This is a genomic window from Flavobacterium sp. B183, assembly GCF_023539155.1.
Lineage (GTDB): Bacteria > Bacteroidota > Bacteroidia > Flavobacteriales > Flavobacteriaceae > Flavobacterium > Flavobacterium tructae.
The window spans coordinates 3793788-3815210 of record NZ_CP097434.1 but is presented as its reverse complement, the minus strand read 5'-3'; the positions used below and the strand labels follow the sequence as shown (position 1 = coordinate 3815210).

The 21423-nt window shown below is 35.1% G+C and carries 18 protein-coding genes; 11 read left to right on the top strand and 7 right to left on the bottom strand.

Annotated elements, in window-relative coordinates; all coding sequences use genetic code 11:
- Positions 1-22: 22 nt before the first annotated feature.
- The 5 genes from M4I44_RS16125 to M4I44_RS16105 all read right to left on the bottom strand — a co-directional run bounded on the left by M4I44_RS16125 (position 23) and on the right by M4I44_RS16105 (position 4866).
- On the bottom strand, positions 23-1852 hold the full coding sequence (locus M4I44_RS16125) for a serine hydrolase domain-containing protein (protein ID WP_249965363.1): 1830 nt from the start codon (positions 1850-1852) through the stop codon (positions 23-25).
- A gap of 123 nt (positions 1853-1975) precedes the next feature.
- The gene (locus M4I44_RS16120) at positions 1976-2707 is read right to left on the bottom strand and encodes a head GIN domain-containing protein (RefSeq protein ID WP_249965362.1); all 732 of its coding nucleotides are present in this window, start codon (positions 2705-2707) and stop codon (positions 1976-1978) included.
- Positions 2708-2808: 101 nt separating this feature from the next.
- Positions 2809-3792 carry a hypothetical protein gene (locus M4I44_RS16115; RefSeq protein ID WP_249965361.1) on the bottom strand — a complete coding sequence of 328 codons (984 nt, stop codon included), beginning with the start codon at positions 3790-3792 and terminating at the stop codon, positions 2809-2811.
- Positions 3776-4315 carry an anti-sigma factor gene (locus M4I44_RS16110; protein ID WP_249965360.1) on the bottom strand — a complete coding sequence of 180 codons (540 nt, stop codon included), beginning with the start codon at positions 4313-4315 and terminating at the stop codon, positions 3776-3778. Before M4I44_RS16110 ends, M4I44_RS16115 begins: the two co-directional genes overlap by 17 nt.
- On the bottom strand, positions 4312-4866 hold the full coding sequence (locus M4I44_RS16105) for an RNA polymerase sigma factor (protein WP_026110196.1): 555 nt from the start codon (positions 4864-4866) through the stop codon (positions 4312-4314). Before M4I44_RS16105 ends, M4I44_RS16110 begins: the two co-directional genes overlap by 4 nt.
- Before the next feature lie 285 nt (positions 4867-5151).
- Between M4I44_RS16105 and lon the strand changes: the two genes are divergently transcribed.
- From lon to M4I44_RS16075, 6 genes are all read left to right on the top strand, one after another.
- Positions 5152-7605 (top strand): endopeptidase La, encoded by a 2454-nt coding sequence (gene lon, locus M4I44_RS16100; RefSeq protein ID WP_089077906.1) that lies wholly within the window; start codon positions 5152-5154, stop codon positions 7603-7605.
- Positions 7606-7827: 222 nt separating this feature from the next.
- Positions 7828-8847: a type IX secretion system protein PorQ gene (gene porQ, locus M4I44_RS16095; RefSeq protein ID WP_017498485.1), complete on the top strand. Its 1020-nt coding sequence runs from the start codon at positions 7828-7830 to the stop codon at positions 8845-8847.
- A 4-nt stretch (positions 8848-8851) separates the two neighbouring features.
- On the top strand, positions 8852-9454 hold the full coding sequence (locus tag M4I44_RS16090; RefSeq protein WP_249965359.1) for a murein L,D-transpeptidase catalytic domain-containing protein: 603 nt from the start codon (positions 8852-8854) through the stop codon (positions 9452-9454).
- 122 nt (positions 9455-9576) lie between these two features.
- A complete protein-coding gene (locus M4I44_RS16085; RefSeq protein ID WP_249965358.1) occupies positions 9577-10179 on the top strand; it encodes a murein L,D-transpeptidase catalytic domain-containing protein in 603 nt (200 codons plus the stop codon).
- Between the two features lie 46 nt (positions 10180-10225).
- Entirely contained in the window at positions 10226-10918 is a 693-nt protein-coding gene (cmk, locus tag M4I44_RS16080) for a (d)CMP kinase (protein WP_249965357.1), read from the top strand.
- A gap of 67 nt (positions 10919-10985) precedes the next feature.
- Positions 10986-12362: a nucleoside permease gene (locus M4I44_RS16075; protein ID WP_249965356.1), complete on the top strand. Its 1377-nt coding sequence runs from the start codon at positions 10986-10988 to the stop codon at positions 12360-12362.
- A 74-nt stretch (positions 12363-12436) separates the two neighbouring features.
- On the opposite strand, the gene M4I44_RS16070 is transcribed toward M4I44_RS16075, so the two are convergent.
- Positions 12437-14089, bottom strand: coding sequence for a hypothetical protein (locus M4I44_RS16070; protein WP_249965355.1), 1653 nt, complete (start codon positions 14087-14089; stop codon positions 12437-12439).
- Positions 14090-14395: 306 nt separating this feature from the next.
- On the opposite strand from M4I44_RS16070, the gene budA reads away from it, so the two are divergent.
- The 3 genes from budA (at position 14396) to M4I44_RS16055 (ending at position 18101) form a co-directional block, all read left to right on the top strand.
- Complete coding sequence (gene budA, locus M4I44_RS16065) at positions 14396-15178, top strand: acetolactate decarboxylase (protein WP_249965354.1); 783 nt, start codon at positions 14396-14398, stop codon at positions 15176-15178.
- A 46-nt stretch (positions 15179-15224) separates the two neighbouring features.
- Positions 15225-16637, top strand: coding sequence for an L-dopachrome tautomerase-related protein (locus tag M4I44_RS16060; RefSeq protein WP_249965353.1), 1413 nt, complete (start codon positions 15225-15227; stop codon positions 16635-16637).
- Positions 16638-17282: 645 nt separating this feature from the next.
- Positions 17283-18101, top strand: a complete 819-nt coding sequence (locus M4I44_RS16055) for a helix-turn-helix domain-containing protein (RefSeq protein WP_249965352.1) — start codon at positions 17283-17285, stop codon at positions 18099-18101.
- Positions 18102-18204: 103 nt separating this feature from the next.
- Here M4I44_RS16055 and M4I44_RS16050 read toward each other — a convergent pair whose 3' ends face one another.
- Complete coding sequence (locus M4I44_RS16050) at positions 18205-18675, bottom strand: Lrp/AsnC family transcriptional regulator (RefSeq protein WP_017497155.1); 471 nt, start codon at positions 18673-18675, stop codon at positions 18205-18207.
- A 189-nt stretch (positions 18676-18864) separates the two neighbouring features.
- Here M4I44_RS16050 and M4I44_RS16045 point away from each other — a divergent pair, with 189 nt between their 5' ends.
- Both M4I44_RS16045 and M4I44_RS16040 read left to right on the top strand, forming a co-directional pair.
- Positions 18865-19680, top strand: coding sequence for a DUF1338 domain-containing protein (locus tag M4I44_RS16045; protein WP_249965351.1), 816 nt, complete (start codon positions 18865-18867; stop codon positions 19678-19680).
- Positions 19681-19763: 83 nt separating this feature from the next.
- Positions 19764-21317 carry an aldehyde dehydrogenase family protein gene (locus M4I44_RS16040; protein ID WP_017497157.1) on the top strand — a complete coding sequence of 518 codons (1554 nt, stop codon included), beginning with the start codon at positions 19764-19766 and terminating at the stop codon, positions 21315-21317.
- Positions 21318-21423 lie beyond the last annotated feature (106 nt).

The following is a 21423-nucleotide window of genomic DNA, read 5'->3' as shown; positions in this document are numbered from 1 at the left end:
AAAAAGCACTTTTACTTCAATATTATTTAGATTTAAGCTGCGCATTGATTTTTACAAGCATTTGCGCGGCATTTTCGTTTTTAGGATTTAATTCCAACGATTTTAAATAATTCTCTTTGGCAGGACCTAATTGTCCAATGGCTTCATAAATTTCACCCAAGCTATCAAAAGCATTCGCAGAAGCCGGATATTCTGAACAATTAAGAGCAAAAATCTGAACCGAAAGATCAGTTAGCTTCTTATTAAACAAATTGTAACCAAAATTGTTTAGATCGTCTTCAAAATTATAGTCAGGATATTTTAATCTTAATTTTTTAAATTGATTAACAGCAGTTTCAAACGTATTCTCACTGAATATTTCGATTAACTGAGTCTGTGGCGTTCTGATTTGTTCCAGGCTAAGCTGCAAAAATCGCGTGGTACTAACTGCACGGGTGATCGTTATGGCTTGTAATTTATGATTGAGTAAGTTAAAATGAATTTCGTTCGGATAATTATCGATTTTGAAAGTATTGTTTCCTAAGTAATGCATCTTAGTTTTTTCGGTATCAAAATTCTCTTTTAAAAATGGAGAGTAAAGATAGAGGCCGTTATGCTCTTCAGCTATTTTAGTTGTTCCCATTCGGTCATATCCGTACAGAATCTCAGTATAATACCCTTTTATAGCATTTTTTAATTCTGATGGAATTTTAACAGCACCTCCCTTAATTGGTTTAGACCAGTTTAGTTTTGTGATGACTTCCTTTTCGATGTACGTCATTACAGGAAGTCTGTTAGGTTTGTCACCGTTGGCTAAAACGGCAATTCCGTTACCATTTTTCATGGTAGCAAGCAAATCTCCACCGGTTCCGGTATTAGAGCCATCATGCGAGAACCAGTCCAGATTTCCGTATCCAAGACTGCGCTGCCATCCGTAACTCCATCCTCGTGGACCTTTCATTGTAACTATGTTTGTAACCTTTTCAGCCACGGCTTTAGAAATCACTTTTCCTTTACCCGCAAGTGCTTTTTGCAATTCAATCGCAATTAAGGCCAGATCAGTAGGAGTAGACCACAATCCCGAAGGCGCAACTTGTGGCGTGATGGGAATTCCTGTTCGGATTATTTTACCATTACTGTTGTGTACTTTAGCAATATTAGTCAGAAAACCATTTTCATTGGGCTGAATCATAGTTGAATTCTGCAAATGCAAAGGATCAAGAAGCTGCTCTTTGACAATTTGTGCCAATGGCTTTTTGAAATGATCTTCCAGAGCACATTGAATAATTACATAACCGCCACCGCTATATTGCCAGTCGGTCTCAGGTTTGAAAAGAAATTCGATAGGCTTTTTAGATCGGGGTAATAATTTGCCCTGCAGACTTTCTACAATTGTGGGAATGGAATCTCCCTGATAATAATCTTCAAAACCGCCCTGACTTGTTCCGGCTGTATGGGATAATAGGTGCTTCCAGGTAACGGGTGTTTTTGTGGTAAAGTCGCTTTTAGGCAATTGCCATGATTTTAGATATTGAGAGATAGGGGCATTAAGGTTGATTAATCCTTTTTCCTCTAAAATTGTACAAACAATAGCGACGATAGGCTTTGAAATGGAGGCAGTAGAAAAAGCAGTGTTCAAATCAATTTTTTCTCCTGTATCTATTGCTTTTGCACCCCATTGATTCGTCCAGATTACTTTGTAATTTTCAAAAACGGCAACACTTAATCCTTTAAGGTTGTATTTTGACATCATTTCTGCAGTACCATTTTTTAAGCTGTCCAGAGATTTGATTTTTTCAGAAATAGTTGTTTCTTGAGAAAATGATAAAGTGCAGGAGGTAATCAGAAGTAAAACTAAAAAAGTTCGTTTCATTGGTAGTGATTTTTGATCGCGGTACCGCTTTTAAAGTATAAGCTCAATAATAAAAGAAAAGTAAGCTGTTTGTTCTTTGATTTGATGATGGTAAAATCTTTTATTATTGAGCTTTTTTTTAAATTAAGCTTTTGAGATACTTCCTGATCCTGAAACTTTTACACTTCTTTTTTCTGGATTTCCGCTGTATCTCACATCACCGGATCCAGAAACTTTTGCACTTATACTTTCAGTACAGTTTACGCGAACATCTCCTGATCCTGAAATGGTTACTTCGCTGTTTTTTGTTTTAAGATTTGTGGCATCGATATCTCCGGAACCTGATAATATGGTAGAAAAATTAGCCGCATTTCCTTTTAAATTTACATCTCCTGATCCGCTTAAAGTCAATTCAAGATCGTTGGAATCTAAAGCCAGATTAAAGTTTCCTGAACCTGATAATCTTGCCTGAAATTTGTCATTTTTAATTGGGTTTTTAGTACGGATGTCTCCTGAACCTGCAAGGCTCAATTGAGATATGGTTTCAAAAGGGATCGTCATTTCGATCTTTTTTCCAAGACTTGGAGAGAGATTAACGCCTTTCTCAACGTAAACTTTTAAAATGTTATTCTCCACTTCAACTTTTATGGCGGCCAATAAATTTTGTTCCCCTTGTAGTGTAATTTTTCCTTCTTTCCCTGCTACTAAATCCACATCAAAAAAACCGGAAATTTTTATACCATCATAATCAGAAGTAGTTCTGGTTTCAGAAACGACGTTGCCATTTCCTTTTATCTTTTTATTAGACCATTGAGCATTTGCAATAAAACTGAATAAAAATGCACTGCAAACGAATAATTTAACTGATGTTTTCATTGTTTTGATTGTTTTAGATTGTTATTTTTTGATTAATGCGGCATTACCATAGCTGGTAGTTACCGTTATTTTGCTTTGTCCTTTTTTCTTGTTGTAACCGCTTATTTTTTAGCACTGCCTTTGCTTTCCGCCACTGATGTTTCTAATGAACTGTCGTACTTGATATTCCCGTATCTGGTGTTAATGTCAAAATCAAATGAAAGATCAGCGCTGTAACCCAGTGATACATTCGTGTAGCTGCTCGCTACATTCACATTCTTTTTTTTCTCGTTCAGAGTGTCCACATTTATCTTTGAATAGGCAGTGTCAATATTCAAATTACCGGAGAGTTCTCCAACAGAAACACTTAAGTAATTTCCGGAACCCGTCAGCGAACTAATTTTTTGAAGTTTAAAAGTAGAGTAATTACTATCGTATTTGATATTCTGGCCTTCATCAAGCAAATACAAATCAGTGTAATTCGAGTCTATGTTTAAGTTTCCGGAATTGGTAATTTTCAGGTTAGAATAGCGTGCTTCAATATTTCCGTTTTTGATAGATTCAATGGTTGAGTTATCGCAATAGCCTATTTCGATTCGATTGCTGGAACCATTTAATTTTCCTAACGTTATCTTTCCGTATTTACAAGTGATATCTGTGGTAGATTCTAAACTCAGTGTTGTGATATCTCCGTACTTATTATTAAGTTTTACCGAACCGTTTTTCGGGATCTTAATAACATAGTTAATTTCAAAGAAATCTGCACTTCCTTTACTTCTTACCGAAGAATTTCCAAGGTTTGTCACCGCAGTAACCATCGATTTAAGGGCAGTAATGTCAACATCAATACTGTTCAGTCTTTGGTTTGCCCAGCTTTCATTTTTACTGGTTACCTTAATAGTAATGTCAATGTCTATTTTATCTTCATTCCAGGTACTGACGGTGATGTCTCCGTATTTGTTGTCAATATCAATACCTGCGTTCGAATTTACGATATAGGTTTTTTTAATGTTCTTTTGCTTAGTGATGTAACTATTATCATCGTTTGAGAACCCTAAAAAAGGAAGTAAAAGCAATAGGATGAGTATTTTATAATGTTTTTTCATGTGTAGTGTTAGTTTTAAAATTTTCATTTTCTTCAATGCGTTTCAATACTGTTTGTAAAAAGGAAATACGTGTTTCCAGATTACTGATCATGGCGTAAATAATTTGTTTGTTTTCACCGTTTTTCTGCAGTTCTTTCATGATTTTTGCATAATCGGTATCAAACACCTTCATTTGTTTTAAGGCATCGTTAATAATTTGTTCATTCTGAGGAGAACTTTTTTCTTTTAATTTTACTAGCTCATTATCGATTAAAATACTGAATATCGAATCGGTTCTTTTGGCTTCCTTCGAAGCAAACTTATACTGTTTAGGCTCCTGGTAACTGTTGTAGAATATAGATACCCCCAACAACACCACAATTGAAGCAGCAATGGCCCAAACCGCATTATTTTTCTTCTTAGGCTGTTTTTTGTTTAATTTATTTAAGAAATCAAGCTGATGGTCAGAAGTTAATTCGGCTACATCCCATTGGTTCTCAAACTTTTTGAATAATTGATCTAAATCGTCATTTTCCTTTTTCATATCTCCTCTAATTTTTTTCGTAAACTTTCTTTTGCTCTGCTTAGCGTCGTCCGGCAATTAGCATAACTGATGTTTAATATTTCACTAATTTCCTCCTGATCGTAACCCTCAATATAAAAAAGGGTTAAAACCATACGATAATTGTCTTTCAGGTTCGAAATCGTATCTAAGACTTGTTTTACTTTAAGTGAATTCAGATCAATGCTGTCACTTAATACACTGTCATTTTCCTCTATTTTATAAAGGGTTTTAGTCAAATCTTCTGCCTGAAAAGCATTATTCTTTTTATAAAAATCAATACTGTAATTGATGATTATTCTTTTTAACCACGCACCAAACGCTACTTCTTGTTTGTAATCATTGATTTTTGTAAAAGCTTTCAGAAAACCTTCCTGCATGACGTCCTGTGCAAAATGTTCATCTTTCACAATGCGGAATGCCACATTGTACATCGCTTTACAATAACGATTGTAAACTTCGAATTGCGCTTTTTGGTTGTTCTCCTTACAAAGCGTGATTAATTCTTCGATATTCTGGTTAGTTATACTCAAGTAATTGTTGCTAGTTTTTAATAATGACTTTGCTTTTTTGGGTTTGTTACAGTTTTGATAAAATTAATTTTTTTTTTTTTTAAATAATTGTCTTTCTTCGGTTATTTAACTTCTATCATACAATTTCAAAACTTTCTTTTTTGCTTTTGGCACAATGATTGTCTATTTTTACCGCTAATCTTGTAAATGAAATACTTTGCACAGATTTAGTAAAAACTACCGCCTGTAAAGTTATATTTGCGGTTAGTATGAAATATTTAATGACAAAACGACTTATATACTATTATGTCAAACCATAAAATACTCACAATTGACAATCTGTCACTTCAGGAATTTGACTCAGAAGCAGATTTGATTCCATTATTAACTCCGGAAGACGAAGAGGAAATGAATAACGAAGAGCTTCCGCTCTCGTTGCCTATTTTACCATTGCGCAATACCGTTTTATTTCCGGGAGTTGTTATTCCGATTTCGGCAGGAAGAGATAAATCAATCAAATTAATTAATGATGCCAATGCTGGCGGAAAAATTATTGGTGTGGTTTCTCAAATTAATGAAGAAGACGAAGACCCGTCAAAAGATGATATTCATAAAATTGGAACCGTAGCCAGAATTCTTCGCGTTTTAAAAATGCCTGACGGAAACGTAACCGTAATTCTACAAGGTAAAAAACGTTTCGAAATTGATGAAGTAGTTTCAGAAGAGCCTTATATCACTGCCACGATCAAAGAAGTTTCAGAAGAACGTCCGGCAGAAGATGATACCGAGTTTACCGCAATTTTAGATTCGGTAAAAGAATTGGCGATTCAAATTATAAAAGAAAGCCCAAACATTCCGTCAGAAGCTACTTTTGCGATTAAAAACATTGAAAGCCAGTCGTTTTTAATCAATTTTGTTTCTTCTAATATGAATTTATCCGTAAAAGAAAAACAAGGTTTGTTATCGATAAACGGATTAAAAGAACGTGCGCTTGAAACGTTGCGTTACATGAATGTGGAACTGCAAAAATTAGAATTGAAGAACGACATTCAGTCAAAAGTTCGTTTTGATTTAGACCAACAGCAGCGTGAATATTTCCTTCACCAGCAAATGAAAACCATTCAGGAAGAATTGGGAGGCGTTTCGCAGGAGGAAGAAATGGATGAAATGGGGTTGAAGGCCAAAACCAAAAAGTGGGACGAGAAAACGCAGAAACATTTCGAAAAAGAATTGTCTAAAATGCGCAGAATGAACCCGCAATCTCCTGATTTTGGAATTCAGCGTAACTACCTGGAATTGTTTTTAGAATTACCTTGGGGTGAATATTCTAAAGATAAATTCGATTTAAAACATGCACAAAAAGTATTAGATAAAGATCATTTTGGACTTGAAGAAGTAAAGAAAAGAATGATCGAACATTTGGCTGTATTGAAACTTCGTAACGATATGAGATCGCCTATTATCTGTTTGACAGGGCCTCCGGGAGTTGGTAAAACTTCTATCGGTCGTTCGGTTGCTGAGGCTTTAGGACGTGAGTACGTACGTATTTCCTTAGGTGGTTTACGTGATGAAGCTGAAATTCGCGGACACAGAAAGACTTATATCGGTGCTATGCCGGGACGAATCATTCAGAGTTTGAAAAAGGCCGGAACCTCAAATCCTGTTTTTATACTGGACGAGATTGATAAATTGTCGAGCGGTAACAGTGGTGATCCGTCTTCAGCCTTATTAGAAGTATTAGATCCGGAACAAAACAATGCTTTTTACGACAACTTCCTTGAAATGGGGTACGATTTGTCTAAAGTAATGTTTATCGCAACTTCAAACAATATGTCAGCCATTCAGCCGGCCTTACGCGACAGAATGGAAGTAATCAAAATGTCCGGTTACACCATCGAAGAAAAAGTTGAAATTGCCAAAAGACACCTTTTCCCGAAACAATTAGAAGCACACGGATTGACGGCTAAAGATTTGACCATTGGTAAAAAACAACTGGAAAAAATCGTAGAAGGATACACACGCGAATCCGGAGTTCGTAACCTTGAAACTAAAATTGCTCAGGTCATTCGTAATGCAGCAAAAGCAGTAGCGATGGAGGAGGAATACAATAAAAAAGTAACCGACGAAGATATCGTGACCGTTTTGGGGGTACCAAGATTGGAACGTGATAAATATGAAAACAACGATATTGCAGGCGTAGTTACAGGCTTAGCCTGGACCAGTGTTGGTGGAGATATTTTATTTATTGAATCGTTGATTTCGGAAGGAAAAGGAGCTTTGACCATTACCGGAAACCTTGGTAATGTAATGAAAGAATCGGCTACAATTGCTTTAGAATATATCAAAGCCAATGCTAAAAAATTAGGCTTGAATGTTGAATTGTTTCAAAAGTACAATATCCATTTACACGTACCGGAAGGCGCAACACCAAAAGACGGTCCAAGTGCCGGAATAGCCATGTTAACGTCTTTAGTTTCATTACTTACACAGAAGAAAGTAAAGAAAAGTTTAGCCATGACAGGTGAAATTACGCTTCGTGGTAAAGTTTTACCGGTGGGCGGAATTAAAGAAAAAATCCTGGCAGCAAAAAGAGCCAATATCAAAGAGATTATTTTATGTCATGAAAATAAAAGTGACATTGATGAAATTAAAGCCGAATATTTAGAAGGACTTACTTTTCATTATGTAAAAGAAATGAGTGAAGTTCTGGCTTTGGCTTTGACCGATCAGAACGTTAAAAATGCGAAAACGCTGAAATAGTTTAAAGTGTAGACTTTAAAAAACAAGATCTAAATTCCAAATTCCAATCTGAGAACTCAGTTTTGGAATTTGGAATTTTTTTTATTGAAATTTAATCTAAGGCAACAGTTTTGGAATTTGGATTTTTACTATTGGAATTTATTTTATCGTATTTTATTTTTATAATTGATATAATTTTATCTTCGCACTTGCGTTATCCCTCTATAGGATCGCCCCAAAAGAATGTTAAAACAGTTTGTTTTATTTTTATTAGTAACAATTTGCTCTGTTAGTTATGGGCAAATAGGAGGGCGTCACACCTATCAGTTCTTGAATTTAACGACCTCTCCTAGACAGGCAGCTTTAGGTGGAGAAACCATCACGATTTATGACGAGGATGTCAATCAAGTGATGTCTAACCCGGCAGCTTTAAATGAAGATATGGACAATCGTCTTGCTCTGAATTATGGGAGTTACTATGGAGAAGCTTCTTATGGAACTGCTTCTTATGCTTATACTTACGACAGACATGTGCAAACATTTTATGCAGGAGTGAGTTATGTCAATTATGGTTCATTTGAAGGTTATGATGAAAATGGTCAGGCTACTTCTAATTTTACCGGGAGTGAAGGCGCACTTTCATTGGGGTATGCTTATAATGTTCCTTATACTGATTTGCATATTGGAGCAAGTGCTAAGCTAATAACTTCAACGTTAGAAAGTTATAATTCGATAGGAGGAGCAATTGATTTAGGTTTTTTGTATGTAATTGAAAAAAATGACGTAAATTTGGGTCTGGTAATCCGTAATATAGGTACACAGTTTACAACGTACTCGGGTATAAAAGAAAATTTACCATTTGAAATTGTGGCCGGAGTTTCTCAGGAATTAGAGCATGTGCCCCTTCGCTGGCATCTTACATTAGAAAATTTGCAACAGTGGAACATCTCTTTTTCGAATCCCGTTCGTGGAGGAACCGGCATAGATGGATCAACAAACAAAGAAAAGGTTTCATTTTTAAACAATGCTTTAAGGCATGTTGTTTTAGGAGTAGAACTTTTCCCAAAAAAAGCATTTAATTTGCGTTTAGGATATAATTTTAGAAGGGGAGAAGAATTACGGGTGAATGAACAGCGTAATTTTTCAGGGGTGTCAGTAGGATTTGGATTAAAAATGAACAGATTAAAATTTAATTATTCATATTCCAGATATACTTTAGCAGCAAATACAAGTCTTTTTGGTCTAATTTTAAATTTTCAGTAATGATATGAAAATACTTAGTTTGTTTTTGTTTTTAACAGTTGGAGTTTTAACGGGTGCAAAACACTACTATAAAAAAGAAACCGCTATTTCCACTCTGGAAGTAGAGCGTATGAACCTTAGAGTAAACGAAATAAAAAACATGATGAGTATTGATTCTAAATACAATACCAAAATTGCTTTTTTCGTTGATATGAGCATACCGTCAGGCAAAAATCGTTTTTTTGTTTACGATTTGGTAAACAGTAAAATTATCGATCAGGGGCTTGTAGCACACGGCTCGGGATCAGAAACGGGTGTAAAAGGAAGTTTACGCTTTAGTAATACTCCTAATTCCAATTGCACTGCTTTAGGCCGATATGTGATTCAGAAATGTTATAAAGGAATCTTCGGAAAAGCCTATAAATTAAATGGTCTGGATGAAACCAATAATAATGCTTTAAAAAGAGCCATAGTGTTGCATTATTATTCTGCAGTTCCTTATGAAGAGCAAGATTATTACATCAGTAACAGCCATGGCTGTCCAATGGTTAATGAACAGTTCTTTAAAAGACTTGAAAAATATATAGATTGTTCTAAGTCAAATATCATTCTGGATGTTTATTATTAGCAAACCTGGAACATAGTTTAAAGATACTTAAATCATATTTTGCTGTTGTTTTTCCTTCAACAGCATTTTTTTTGTCCTGATTTTATTCCATTTTATATTTCCACATTGTCCAATATTATAGTATGAAGAAAATCCTTTTTATTTTTCTTATTGTATTGCTTTTCTTTATTGGGTATAAGATCAGCAGGAAAGACAGTACAGTTCCTTTAGCAGTAACAAGTACAATTGACAAAAGAAAGATCAATGAAATCAAGGAAATTATAAAAAGTGATTCAAAATACAATGACAAATATGCTTTCTTTATCGATATGAAAATTCCTTCCGGCAAGAATCGCTTTTTTATATACGATCTAAGAGCTAATAAAATTATTGATAAAGGTTTAGTAGCCCATGGTTTGGGGTCTGAAACTGGAATAAAAGGGAAGTTAAAATTTAGTAATGTCCCCAATTCACTCAGTACTTCATTGGGGAAATATGCTGTTGGTGAGCATTATAATGGAAAGTTTGGTAAAGCTTATAAATTATACGGATTAGATACCACAAATTCCAATGCATTTGATCGTAATATTGTTTTTCATTATTATTTTGATGTTCCGTATAAAGAGCAAAATGGATATATTTGCAACAGTTATGGATGCCCAATGGTGAACAAAAAGTATTTTGAAAGAGTGGCAAAAATAATTGACAATTCCGGATCCGATATTGTGATGAGTATTTACTATTGAAACCGGACCATCGCAGTAAATAAGTTTAAATTTAAAAATAAAAAAATTGAAAAAAATTACCATTGCAATTGATGGATTCTCCTCTACAGGAAAGAGTACTTTGGCAAAACAATTAGCAAAAGAGTTAGAATATGTTTATGTAGATACCGGAGCAATGTACCGTGCCGTAGCCTACTTTGCCATGAAAAACCAGCTTATTGCAGCCGATTTTTTTGATAAAGCAGCCCTTATAACGGCTTTACCGAACATTCAGTTAGAGTTTAAATTTAATGCCGATCTTGGTTTTGCCGAGATGTATCTTAATGGAGAAAATGTAGAGAAACAAATCAGAACCATTGAAGTTTCCAGTTTCGTTAGTAAAGTAGCAGAAGTTTCTGAAGTACGTTCCAAATTAGTGGAACAACAGCAGGAAATGGGGAAAAATAAAGGTATTGTAATGGATGGAAGAGACATTGGCACCGTAGTGTTTCCAAATGCTGAACTTAAAGTATTCATGACCGCCAGTGCCGAAACCCGTGCACAGAGACGTTTCGATGAATTGCAACAAAAAGGAGACAACGTTTCTTATGAAGATGTCCTGAAAAATGTAGTCGAGAGAGACTATATCGATACACATCGTGAAGATTCTCCTTTAATTATTGCCGATGATGCGATAGAAATAGATAATTCTTACTTAAACAGAGAAGAACAGTTTACAGCAGTGCTGGAATTAGCAACAGATGTTGTTAAAACAATTTAATTTTTTGTAGATATCATTTTTAATGGTAGTTTTACCGCTTCATTTATTTTAAAGACAATTTCATCGTATGGGAATTAAAAACAGGTTGATTATAATGAGCTTTCTTCAATTTTTTGTTTGGGGAGCCTGGCTTATAACAATTGGAAATTATTGGTTTGGAACTAAAAACTGGGAAGGAACTCAGTTTGGTTTGGTCTTCGGAACCATGGGAATTGCTTCTTTATTCATGCCCACCTTAACCGGGATTATTGCAGACAGATGGATTAATGCAGAAAAACTGTATGGTGTCCTGCACATTCTTTACGCAGCAGTTTTATTTGGTATTGCACACGTTACCACCCCCGATAATTTTATATACGTAATGTTTATCGCAATGTGCTGCTACATGCCAACCATTGCTTTGAGTAATTCAATTTCGTATACCTCGCTTAAATTAAATAATAAAAATATTGTAAAAGATTTTCCGCCTATCCGTGTTTGGGGTACCATTGGTTTTATCGCTGCAATGTGGATCACTAATTTAAGTGGAAGCAAAGCAACAGAATATCAGTTTTACATTGCCGGAGTTGGTGCGTTGATTCTTGGAATTTATGCCTTCACATTGCCAAAATGTAAGCCGCAGCGTCTTACTAAGGAAGATGCCTCTCTGGTTGAAACTTTAGGTTTGGAAGCCTTTAAATTGTTTGGAAATTATAAAATGGCCTTGTTTTTTGTATTCTCTATGTTTTTAGGAGGCGCTTTGCAATTGACGAATGCTTACGGAGACGTATTTTTAGACGAATTCAAACATTTTCCTAAATATGCAGATTCTTTTGTAATTAAATATTCGACTATCATCATGTCGATTTCTCAGGTTTCTGAGACATTATTTATTCTTGCAATTCCATTTTTCTTAAGACGTTTTGGAATCAAACAGGTAATGCTGATTAGTATGTTGGCCTGGGTATTGCGTTTTGGATTATTTGGTTTTGGAGACCCTGTAGGAGGTTTATGGATGATCATATTGTCATGTATTGTGTACGGAATGGCATTTGATTTTTTCAATATTTCAGGTTCGTTGTTCGTTGAAAGCAATACCGATTCAAAAATACGTTCCTCTGCACAAGGATTGTTTATGATGATGACCAATGGTATAGGTGCGGTTTTAGGAAGTTTAACTTCAGGTTGGGCTATTGATCGCTTTTTTACCAAATCGTTTACTAATACAACTGAATTGGCGTCATTTTTACAAACTGAAAGTACAAATTCAAAAATGCTTGATTTTGTAAAAAGTCAAGGTAATTCAGTTTCTGCAGATGGAATATTTACTAATCCTATTTTAATGAAAGACTGGCAAACCATCTGGCTGTCATTTGCATCTTATGCCTTAGTAATTGCAATTGCTTTTGCGATTTTATTTAAACACAAACATGACCCGAAAGAATTAGAGAATTTGAGTCATTAAAAATAAATCAGATAGTAGAAATCCTGTTTTCAACACCATTGAAAACGGGATTTTTTTTGAAATAACCTGTAGCATTAATTGACTCCTATTCGATTAAATTGAAACAACTCATTTTGGGCTGATTTTGCAGTAATATAGTATTGTCCAACAGGTAAATCAATTTCAATTGTGTTGTTTTTTGGAGCTACTAAAATAGATTGAATCGGAATTAGTAAATCTGCATTTTTAGTCGCATTATACTCTTCTGATAAGAAAACGTCAACCAATAGTTCTTCGTTTTTAAATTGTGAGAGCTTCCGGTCTTTCAGATTTACTTTTTTAAACGGCTGATTAGGGTAAACAGACTGCAGGTCGGCTTCAAGGTTATTAATTACAAAATAATCAGCACTTGATTTCATTAAAGTATCTTTTGCAAATACTGATTTAGGGAGCAGAACTAATTTTTCTTTCGTCTTCATTATAACAGTCTCCTGATTGATAGTAACAGGATCTATGTTCGAGTATTCTTTTAAGTAACTGCCCATAAGACGCTTTTTTCCTTCTTCTTCCAGATGACCATGACCTACATAAATGAAAATTTTTGCTTTTGGATCTTTTTCCAGTATCTTCATGATATTTTTGGCCTGGCCAATTTCCCGGTCTACCTTCTGATCTGAATTTTCATGCCCCACAAGAGTAAATCCCATAGCATTTGCTTTCCTTACAAAGTGACCAAAATAGGGATCTTTGATATAAAAACCATTTTTAGCATTTGGAACAGGTGCGGTATTAGTACCATAATTAGGTGTAAAGGTTTCCATAGAAATCACGGTGAATCCTTTTTCTTTCAAGACATCCAGAAGATTCATGGCAAACAATCGATGTTTGGGATAAAAATGATCCTCATTGAGTATAATAATCTGATTGTCGTTAGCGAGATCTCCAATTGCGGCAATTACAGCTTCTTCCTTTTTGACTTCATTTTTAGTTAGAGAATTTAGAACAGTTTGTTTAAAATCACTTTTATCGCTTTCATGTTCTTTAAGTAGTAAATTATATTCTTTATTATTGCCTATAAATGAATTGATCGTCAAGTATAAAGGGGGTTTTAACATTGTTTTTCTTGGATCTTTTATAGGTGCGTGCTTTATTTTTTCTCTTCCCTGAAGGTAGTTTTTATGTGGCTCAGCGGTGTAATAATTAAATAAGTGCATATAAGACAATTTATTCAAAGAGGTGCTGTCTAGATGAACCCTTCGTATATTTTCGTTAGCCATTTCCAAATGATTTGAATTGCCAGACATTCGTGTAAGTGAAATGACTTTTTTCGTTCCTTTTTGTTTTTCAAAAATTATAATGCCATTGATACTGTCATTTAGAATCAGCTTTTCGTGAACAATGGTGTCAGTTGGTTTTTCAATCTTTTCAAAGAAATAATAGCTTTCTAAATTTTGATTTGTTTTATAACTAAGTATTGCCTTTGCAGCAGAAATATCTTTATAATTCCCAATTCGTTTTCTTAGTGTACTTATATTAATCTTAGAAAGATCTTCATAGCTCACATTTTCCGGGATGTCGATGGAAACATCCAGTAATGTATTGTAAAACAAATCGCCTTTGTTTTTTTCTCCGGCGATATAATTGTGCTGTATAACATTTTGTTGAGCGGTTTTGCATCCAACCAATAGTAAAAAACAACTTGCAGAATAATAATATTTGTGAAATCTGACAGGAATTAATTTTATCATAGTTTTTTAAAAGTATAAAATAACAAATATCAATGCTTTCTCAAGGTTTGAATGTTGGTTTATTATCGTAAACCTGTATTATATTAACCCGTTGAGACAATTAATATAAAGATATCCCGTGCTTCTCTCTTAGAATACATAACGTCATCACAACTTTAAGTTTACTGAAACTTGATGATGGTGATTAACTTTTAGAGCTGATGATAAAATTGTACAGGAAAATTGTTTACATGTACAATTTGTCCTACTTTCTTTAGGGATATCTTTGCTAATATAACGAAAGAAAGTAATCTAATATATAAAGGCATGAGAAATAATAGTACCGGAATGGCAGTTTTTTTTATTGCAGTATTAGGCTTTTTGCCTGTAAAAGCACAGGTTCAGGAAGAAAGACCTGTTTTTCATTATTCTGTAATGGATGCGATGCGTAATGGCGTTTATACAGGAGAATTATCGATTGGAGAACTCGCTAAAAAAGGAAATTTCGGAATTGGTACTTACAATTATTTAGACGGTGAAATGATTGTACTTGATGGTATTTTCTATAGGGTAGATGCTTCGGGAGTGATTGGGGTTGCAACAAACAGCTTTAAGATACCATTTGGTTCAGTTGTTTTCTTTAAAGCTGATATGCAGTTTGAACTTACCGATACAAAAGATATCGAAGAACTCCAGAACGAGGTGATAAAAAGACTTCCTTCGGTTAATAAACCTTATGCCGTTCGCATAGAATGTGAATTTGAAAACATTACAGTCGGTGGTGCGAGGCGGCTTGATGAAAATGAGACTACCGGGCTGTCCGAACTCATGAAAACAAGACCTTTGTATAAAAGAGAACATATCTCGGGGACTATGGTTGGCTTTTACAATCCGCCTTATCTTTCAGCGATCGACTTGTCTCCGTTTCATTTTCATTTTATTTCCAGAGACCGTAAATATGGCGGGCATCTGATTTCCGGAAAATTAAGGACAGCAACTATAAAAGTAAGCATAGACGAAAAACCGGGTTATGAGGTTATTTTGCCCCAGCAGAATAAAGTCTTTAACAAACCCTGGACAAAGCAAGACGGCGTTAAAAGCTCTTACTAACAGAGTGCCGGTATAAACCGCTTTTATTATTTAAAATTCAACAAACATGACAAAATTAAAATTAGCAATTTCTACTATGATTTTGCTCGCTGCCGCTATGACCGCACAGCAAACGAAAGAAATCCAACATCTAAAATTTGATAATTTGGGATGGGAACAACTAGGAGATAAATTACAGCGTAAATATGTGTATGGAGAGCAGGGGATGCTGGCGTTGTTTAAGATGGATAAAGGTGCTAAAGTACCACTTCATCAACATCCAAATGAGCAAACTACTTATATTACAAAGGGAAGTGTAAAAGTAACCATGCAAGGTAAAGAGTACCTTGTTAGTGCCGGAGAGGTGTTGATTATTCCGGGGAATATTCCCCATCAGTTTGAATGTTTGGAAGATGGGACATTAGATATTGATTTTTTTGCTCCCCCACGTAAAGATTGGATTGAAGGGACCGCCAGTTATTTTGCAAATGCCCAAAAAACAGCCGAACCTCTCGAAGTAGTTGCCGCAATGGACATTCGTCCAGGTGACGTTGCTGTATCAGCCGAGGGTCGTGTTTTTGCAACCATTCATCCCTTGGGAAGTCAGAAGATGCAATTGGTAGAAATTGTAAACGGAAAAGCGATTCCTTACCCATCTGAAACTTATCAGAAATATGATGCAAAAGCAACCGACGCAAAATTTGATGCGATGTTGGGGTTAATCTTTGATAAAAACAATCAGTTATGGGTTACCGATATGGGACTCGAATTAGGTAAATCCAGACTTTGGGCCTTTGATATCAGTAAGAATAAAGTAGTTCAAAAAATTGAATTGCCTCAAACTATTGCGCCTAAAGGTACATTTACGCAGGATGTTGCCATTGATGAAAAAAATGGTTTTGCTTACTTAGCCGATATTGCCAATCCGGGTATTATTGTTTTGAATCTGAAAACAAAAAAAACACGCCGATTTAGCGGACATGTATCTTTGCAGGCAGAAGATAAAGATATGATTATTGATGGTAAAGTAACTTATTTTGGAGGAAAACCGGCTCGTGTAGCTATTGACCCGATTACACTTTCAAATGACAGGGAAACGATATTTTTTGGAGCAATGAATGGAACTTCATGGTATAGCGTGCCAGCCAAACTATTTAGAGAAGGTAAAAGTGATGCCGAAATTAGTAAAGCAATAAAAAAAGCAGGTGACAAACCTTTTAGTGATGGAGCTTTGACAGATGAAGAAGGGAATCATTATTTTACAAATCTGCAAGAACACGCCATAACAAAGTTGAATACTGCGGGTAAATTAACTACTATTTTACAGGACAATCAAAAATTGCAATGGCCGGATAATGTTTATAAAGGCCCAGACGGTTGGATGTATATTTCAGTAAATCAACTCAATAGTTCACCAGCTTTTACAGGTGCGGACGATCAGGGAAAGCCTCCATATTTTATTTATCGTTTTAAACCATAAATCGGCGTTTTGCGTATCGTGTGATAGAAGTATTATTTGCACCCGGTTAATTTTACCAAATATTACCGCTTTACAACCGATTATTACCTAGGTGATAACGTGTTTTTAAAACGCATAATTAAATGGTACGAATAGACTTACGTTTGTATTAGTAATATGATGGTTTGTTATAGATTCCGCTTTTGATTGTACAGTAAAAGTTAATATTAAATAGTATAACTAATAAATCCAGCAGATTTAAGAAAGGGCAAAGAATTTTGAGCATTCGTAAAATTAGGTTTCGCGTATAAAGGAATTGTTACAGCGGGGTTTAATTTTAGATTTTAAAAGGTAGATTTAATAAGTACAGTAACTAACCAATTCTAATTATTTACATTTAACCATTTTTAAGAGGGAGAAGATTCCCTCTTTTTTTATACACTGAATTTTACGAGACAATATAATGATAGTATCTAATTTGTTGCGGAAACGTAGTTTATTTCTATTTTATTTTAGCTTTAGGATAATTGAATGTATTGATATTCAGTGTTGTATTCTTTTTAGGATCTAGATTATATTCCATATTTACAGAAAAAAGTATCAATTATTCCGTAGTTGACGCACTTATTGAAACCGGCATTCAAATCTCGTAGGACCATTCTATATTTGTACTCAGAAAGCAAGTCTTATCAACTAACAGCACCTTTAAGAATTAAACAGCAGGCAAGTCATGATGATTTGTATATCATAAACTTTGATCTTAGCGAAGAGATCAACTGGATTCAGATTCGCGATATTAGTTATAAAGTAGGCTCTTTAGCGAATTTGGGACTCTTTGTATGGAAGAATAGCATAGAAAATATTTATGAACATACAGCCGGGAAGAGGATATTTACAATGCGTTTAATCGTGGATCAGAAATTACTTCGTCCAATGTATGTTCACAAACTAAAAGATAAATTTGAAAGCAAAGAACTTTGTTTTCACGATCTTATTGACAGCAATAGCAGAATACTGATCGATTCGATAAAGAATAAGGATGTTTTAAATCAATTTTCTAGTTTCTATCTCAAAGGAGTAGCTTTAAAATTATTAGGTAACTTTATTCAGCGGTATTCAGATGCTGTTTTGCCTTCGTGCAGGATAAAAAAAACAGACCTGACGGGCATGGAGATTTCTAAAAAGTATTTACTGCATAATTTAAAAAATAAATTCCCCGGAATTGGAGAGTTGTCAAAAGTTGCCAATATGTCGACCAGTAAATACAAAAGACTCTTTAAAGAAATTGAAGGTGTTACACCAAATGATTTTTTTAAAAAAGAAAAAATTATTCTGGCACATCAATTATTGTGTAGCGGATCTTATGATTCTATTGTTCGGTTGGCCTATGATCTTAATTTCACCAGAGTAGATTATTTTTCAAAAAAATATTTTAAAGTTTTTGGAAGAAACCCTTCCGAGGATTTGATTGAAAAATGTAAATAAGTATTTTTAGAACAGATGCTGTTTTCTCAAATTAAGTTTTAGAAAACAGCTTTTCTAATGTAAACCCGGATAACTTTAAACCTTTTACTGCTGGCATAAATGGTTATACCGGCAGGTTTTTCTCAAATGCCGATCCAAAAGAGAAAAACGAATCGGTGCTTCCTACACCTTCAATTTGATGAATTTGCTCGTATAAAATTTTGCGAAGCTCTTCATTATTAACTGCCACAATTTTAATAAATAAGGCATACTTTCCCGAAACCCAATGGCATTCTACAACTTCTGGAATTTCTTTTAATTTTTCGGCAATAGAATAGGAAAATCGTGCTTCTTTAGTCACAATTCCTGTATAAGTAGTGGTTTCAAAACCAATTTCTTTAGGATTTAATTTTACCGAAAAACCGGTAATAATTCCCGATTCCTGTAATTTTCTAACTCTTAAATGTACCAATGAATTGGATATGTTTAGTTCCTTGGCAAGATCTGAAAAAGAGATTCTTCCATTTTCACTTAGTTTATGTATGATTTCGCGGTCTAAATAGTCAGTATTTTCATTCTTCTTGATACTTGGCATGGTTTGGCGTAGTTTAGAGATTTCTATTATTTTGACAATTCTTAAGTTAAAAATGATTTTATAAGTGTCAAAATTACAAAAAAAATGATGTGAAATGTCGAATTTTAAATAAACGTAAAAGTAAGGTGTTATAATAACACTTTTATATATAAATTTGTGTGATAATCACACTATTTTAACAAAACGGAAATGGATAAAAATCAATTACTTATGAAATTATGGGAGCAATATGCCAATATTACCCCATCTGCAAGAAGAATACATGAATTACTGGAAGAAAGAGGAGAAGAGATAAAAAATGACCATATAGCGATTCGTACTTTTAATGATAAACGTGTAAATATTGAGGTTTTAGAAAAACCTTTCCTGAATGTTGGTTATGAAGCAAAAGGAGAGTATAATTTTGAAAGCAAAAAACTTTTTGCCAGACATTATGAGCACGCTACCGATAAAGATGCACCAAGAATTTTTATTTCGGAGCTGGAATTAGAAAAATGTTCTTCTGAGTTACAGGAAACAGTACAGAATATCCTGAACAGTTGTGATCAGAACTTATTTAACGATGCTGAATTAGTCTTAAGCGGATCGGTATGGAAAGGGAATTCACAGGCTATCTATAAATCTTTATTAGAAGAATCTGAGTATGCGGCCTGGATGTATGTTTACGGTTTCAGAGCCAATCACTTTACAATTAGTACCAATGCTTTAAAAGGGTTTAACACCTTAGAAGAACTTAATACTTTTTTGGAAAACAGCGGATGGAAACTGAATGCTTCCGGTGGAAAAATTAAAGGAACTCCGGAGCAATTATTAGAGCAATCGAGCACGCTTGCTGATCTGTATGTAGTGGATTTTGAAGAGGGGGGGGTAGAAATTCCATCTTGCTATTATGAGTTTGCCCTCCGTTATCCAATGGCGAATGGCGAATTGTATCAGGGATTTGTAGCATCGTCTGCCGATAAAATATTTGAAAGTACAGATGTAAAGCTGCAGGAGGCTAAATAATTACAGGAAATAAGTATAGTTATCGTTATCATAATCAGTTTTTTATAGTATAAAACTGGACAACCTATTTTAAAAAAGTCATAATGGCAGTAACAGAATTACAATTCGGAATAAAGGAAGCTTTAAGCCAATTGGGAATAAAAGAAGTTAATGAGGGAACTTCAACTGGAGTGAATCATTTTTCAGGAGGAGAAATTTTGGAGAGTTATTCTCCGGTAGACGGACAATTGATCGCAAAAGTTAAAACATCAACTGCTGCCGATTATGAAAAAGTGATGGAGGCTGCAACAGCTGCTTTCAAACAGTTCAGACTGATGCCGGCACCACAGCGTGGGGAAATTGTACGTCAGTTTGGGGAAAAGTTGCGTGTGCACAAAGAGGCATTAGGAAAATTAGTTTCTTATGAGATGGGGAAATCTTTGCAGGAAGGTTATGGTGAAGTACAGGAAATGATTGATATCTGCGATTTTGCAGTTGGACTTTCTCGTCAGCTTCACGGATTAACGATGCATTCAGAACGTCCGGGACATCGTATGTACGAACAATATCATTCGTTGGGAGTAGTTGGAATTATTTCGGCTTTTAACTTTCCGGTGGCTGTTTGGGCGTGGAATACTGCCCTGGCCTGGATTTGTGGAGATGTTTGCGTTTGGAAACCATCAGAGAAAACGCCTATTTGTGCCATAGCTTGTCAAAATATTATAAGTGAGGTTATCAAAGAGAATAATTTACCGGAAGGTATTTCAGGTTTGATCAATGGCGACTATACCATTGGAGAGTTATTGACAAAAGACACACGTGTTCCTTTGATCTCGGCTACAGGTTCAACCCGCATGGGAAAAATTGTAGCGCAGGTAGTTGCAGGACGTTTAGGAAAATCATTATTGGAGTTGGGAGGAAACAATGCCATCATTGTAACTCCGGATGCTGATATTAAAATGACGGTTATTGGTGCTGTTTTTGGTGCCGTTGGTACAGCGGGACAAAGATGTACGTCGACACGTCGTTTAATCATTCACGAAAGTATATTCGACAAAGTAAAAGATGCAATAGTGGCTGCTTACAAGCAATTACGCATTGGAAATCCGTTGGACGAAAAGAACCATGTTGGTCCGTTGATCGATACTCAGGCAGTTGAAATGTACCAGCAGGCACTACGAAAAGTGGTAGCCGAAGGAGGAAAAATTCTGGTTGAAGGTGGTGTACTTTCAGGTTCAGGATACGAAAGCGGCTGTTACGTAAAACCTGCTATCGCAGAGGCTGATAACTCATTTGAAATCGTACAGCACGAAACTTTTGCTCCGGTTTTATATTTATTAAAATACTCAGGGACTGTCGAGAATGCGATCGCCATTCAAAATGGTGTAGCACAAGGCTTATCCTCAGCAATCATGACTAATAATTTAAGAGAGGCCGAATTATTTTTATCGGTTACAGGCTCTGACTGTGGTATTGCGAATGTCAACATCGGTACTTCCGGTGCTGAAATTGGCGGTGCTTTTGGCGGAGAAAAAGAAACAGGCGGTGGGAGAGAATCCGGCTCCGATGCCTGGAAGGTGTACATGCGCAGACAAACCAATACCATTAATTATACTACTAGTCTGCCATTAGCACAAGGAATAAAGTTTGACTTATAAAATAAACGAATACCAACCGTTTTTCTAAAAGTCAAATCAAAGAGAATACCGCACTTTATAAGACAGTTCTGTAATCGAATGTCTCATAAAGTGCTTGCCTACAAAT

What these genes read in the sequence shown, in the direction of transcription:
- M4I44_RS16125 (WP_249965363.1), bottom strand. Translation starts at nt 1,852, where the DNA reads ATGAAACGAACTTTTTTAGTTTTACTTCTGATTACCTCCTGCACTTTA.
- M4I44_RS16120 (WP_249965362.1), bottom strand. Translation starts at nt 2,707, where the DNA reads ATGAAAACATCAGTTAAATTATTCGTTTGCAGTGCATTTTTATTCAGT.
- M4I44_RS16115 (WP_249965361.1), bottom strand. Translation starts at nt 3,792, where the DNA reads ATGAAAAAACATTATAAAATACTCATCCTATTGCTTTTACTTCCTTTT.
- M4I44_RS16110 (WP_249965360.1), bottom strand. Translation starts at nt 4,315, where the DNA reads ATGAAAAAGGAAAATGACGATTTAGATCAATTATTCAAAAAGTTTGAG.
- lon (WP_089077906.1), top strand. Translation starts at nt 5,152, where the DNA reads ATGTCAAACCATAAAATACTCACAATTGACAATCTGTCACTTCAGGAA.
- porQ (WP_017498485.1), top strand. Translation starts at nt 7,828, where the DNA reads ATGTTAAAACAGTTTGTTTTATTTTTATTAGTAACAATTTGCTCTGTT.
- M4I44_RS16090 (WP_249965359.1), top strand. Translation starts at nt 8,852, where the DNA reads ATGAAAATACTTAGTTTGTTTTTGTTTTTAACAGTTGGAGTTTTAACG.
- M4I44_RS16085 (WP_249965358.1), top strand. Translation starts at nt 9,577, where the DNA reads ATGAAGAAAATCCTTTTTATTTTTCTTATTGTATTGCTTTTCTTTATT.
- M4I44_RS16075 (WP_249965356.1), top strand. Translation starts at nt 10,986, where the DNA reads ATGGGAATTAAAAACAGGTTGATTATAATGAGCTTTCTTCAATTTTTT.
- M4I44_RS16070 (WP_249965355.1), bottom strand. Translation starts at nt 14,089, where the DNA reads ATGATAAAATTAATTCCTGTCAGATTTCACAAATATTATTATTCTGCA.
- budA (WP_249965354.1), top strand. Translation starts at nt 14,396, where the DNA reads ATGAGAAATAATAGTACCGGAATGGCAGTTTTTTTTATTGCAGTATTA.
- M4I44_RS16060 (WP_249965353.1), top strand. Translation starts at nt 15,225, where the DNA reads ATGACAAAATTAAAATTAGCAATTTCTACTATGATTTTGCTCGCTGCC.
- M4I44_RS16050 (WP_017497155.1), bottom strand. Translation starts at nt 18,675, where the DNA reads ATGCCAAGTATCAAGAAGAATGAAAATACTGACTATTTAGACCGCGAA.
- M4I44_RS16045 (WP_249965351.1), top strand. Translation starts at nt 18,865, where the DNA reads ATGGATAAAAATCAATTACTTATGAAATTATGGGAGCAATATGCCAAT.
- M4I44_RS16040 (WP_017497157.1), top strand. Translation starts at nt 19,764, where the DNA reads ATGGCAGTAACAGAATTACAATTCGGAATAAAGGAAGCTTTAAGCCAA.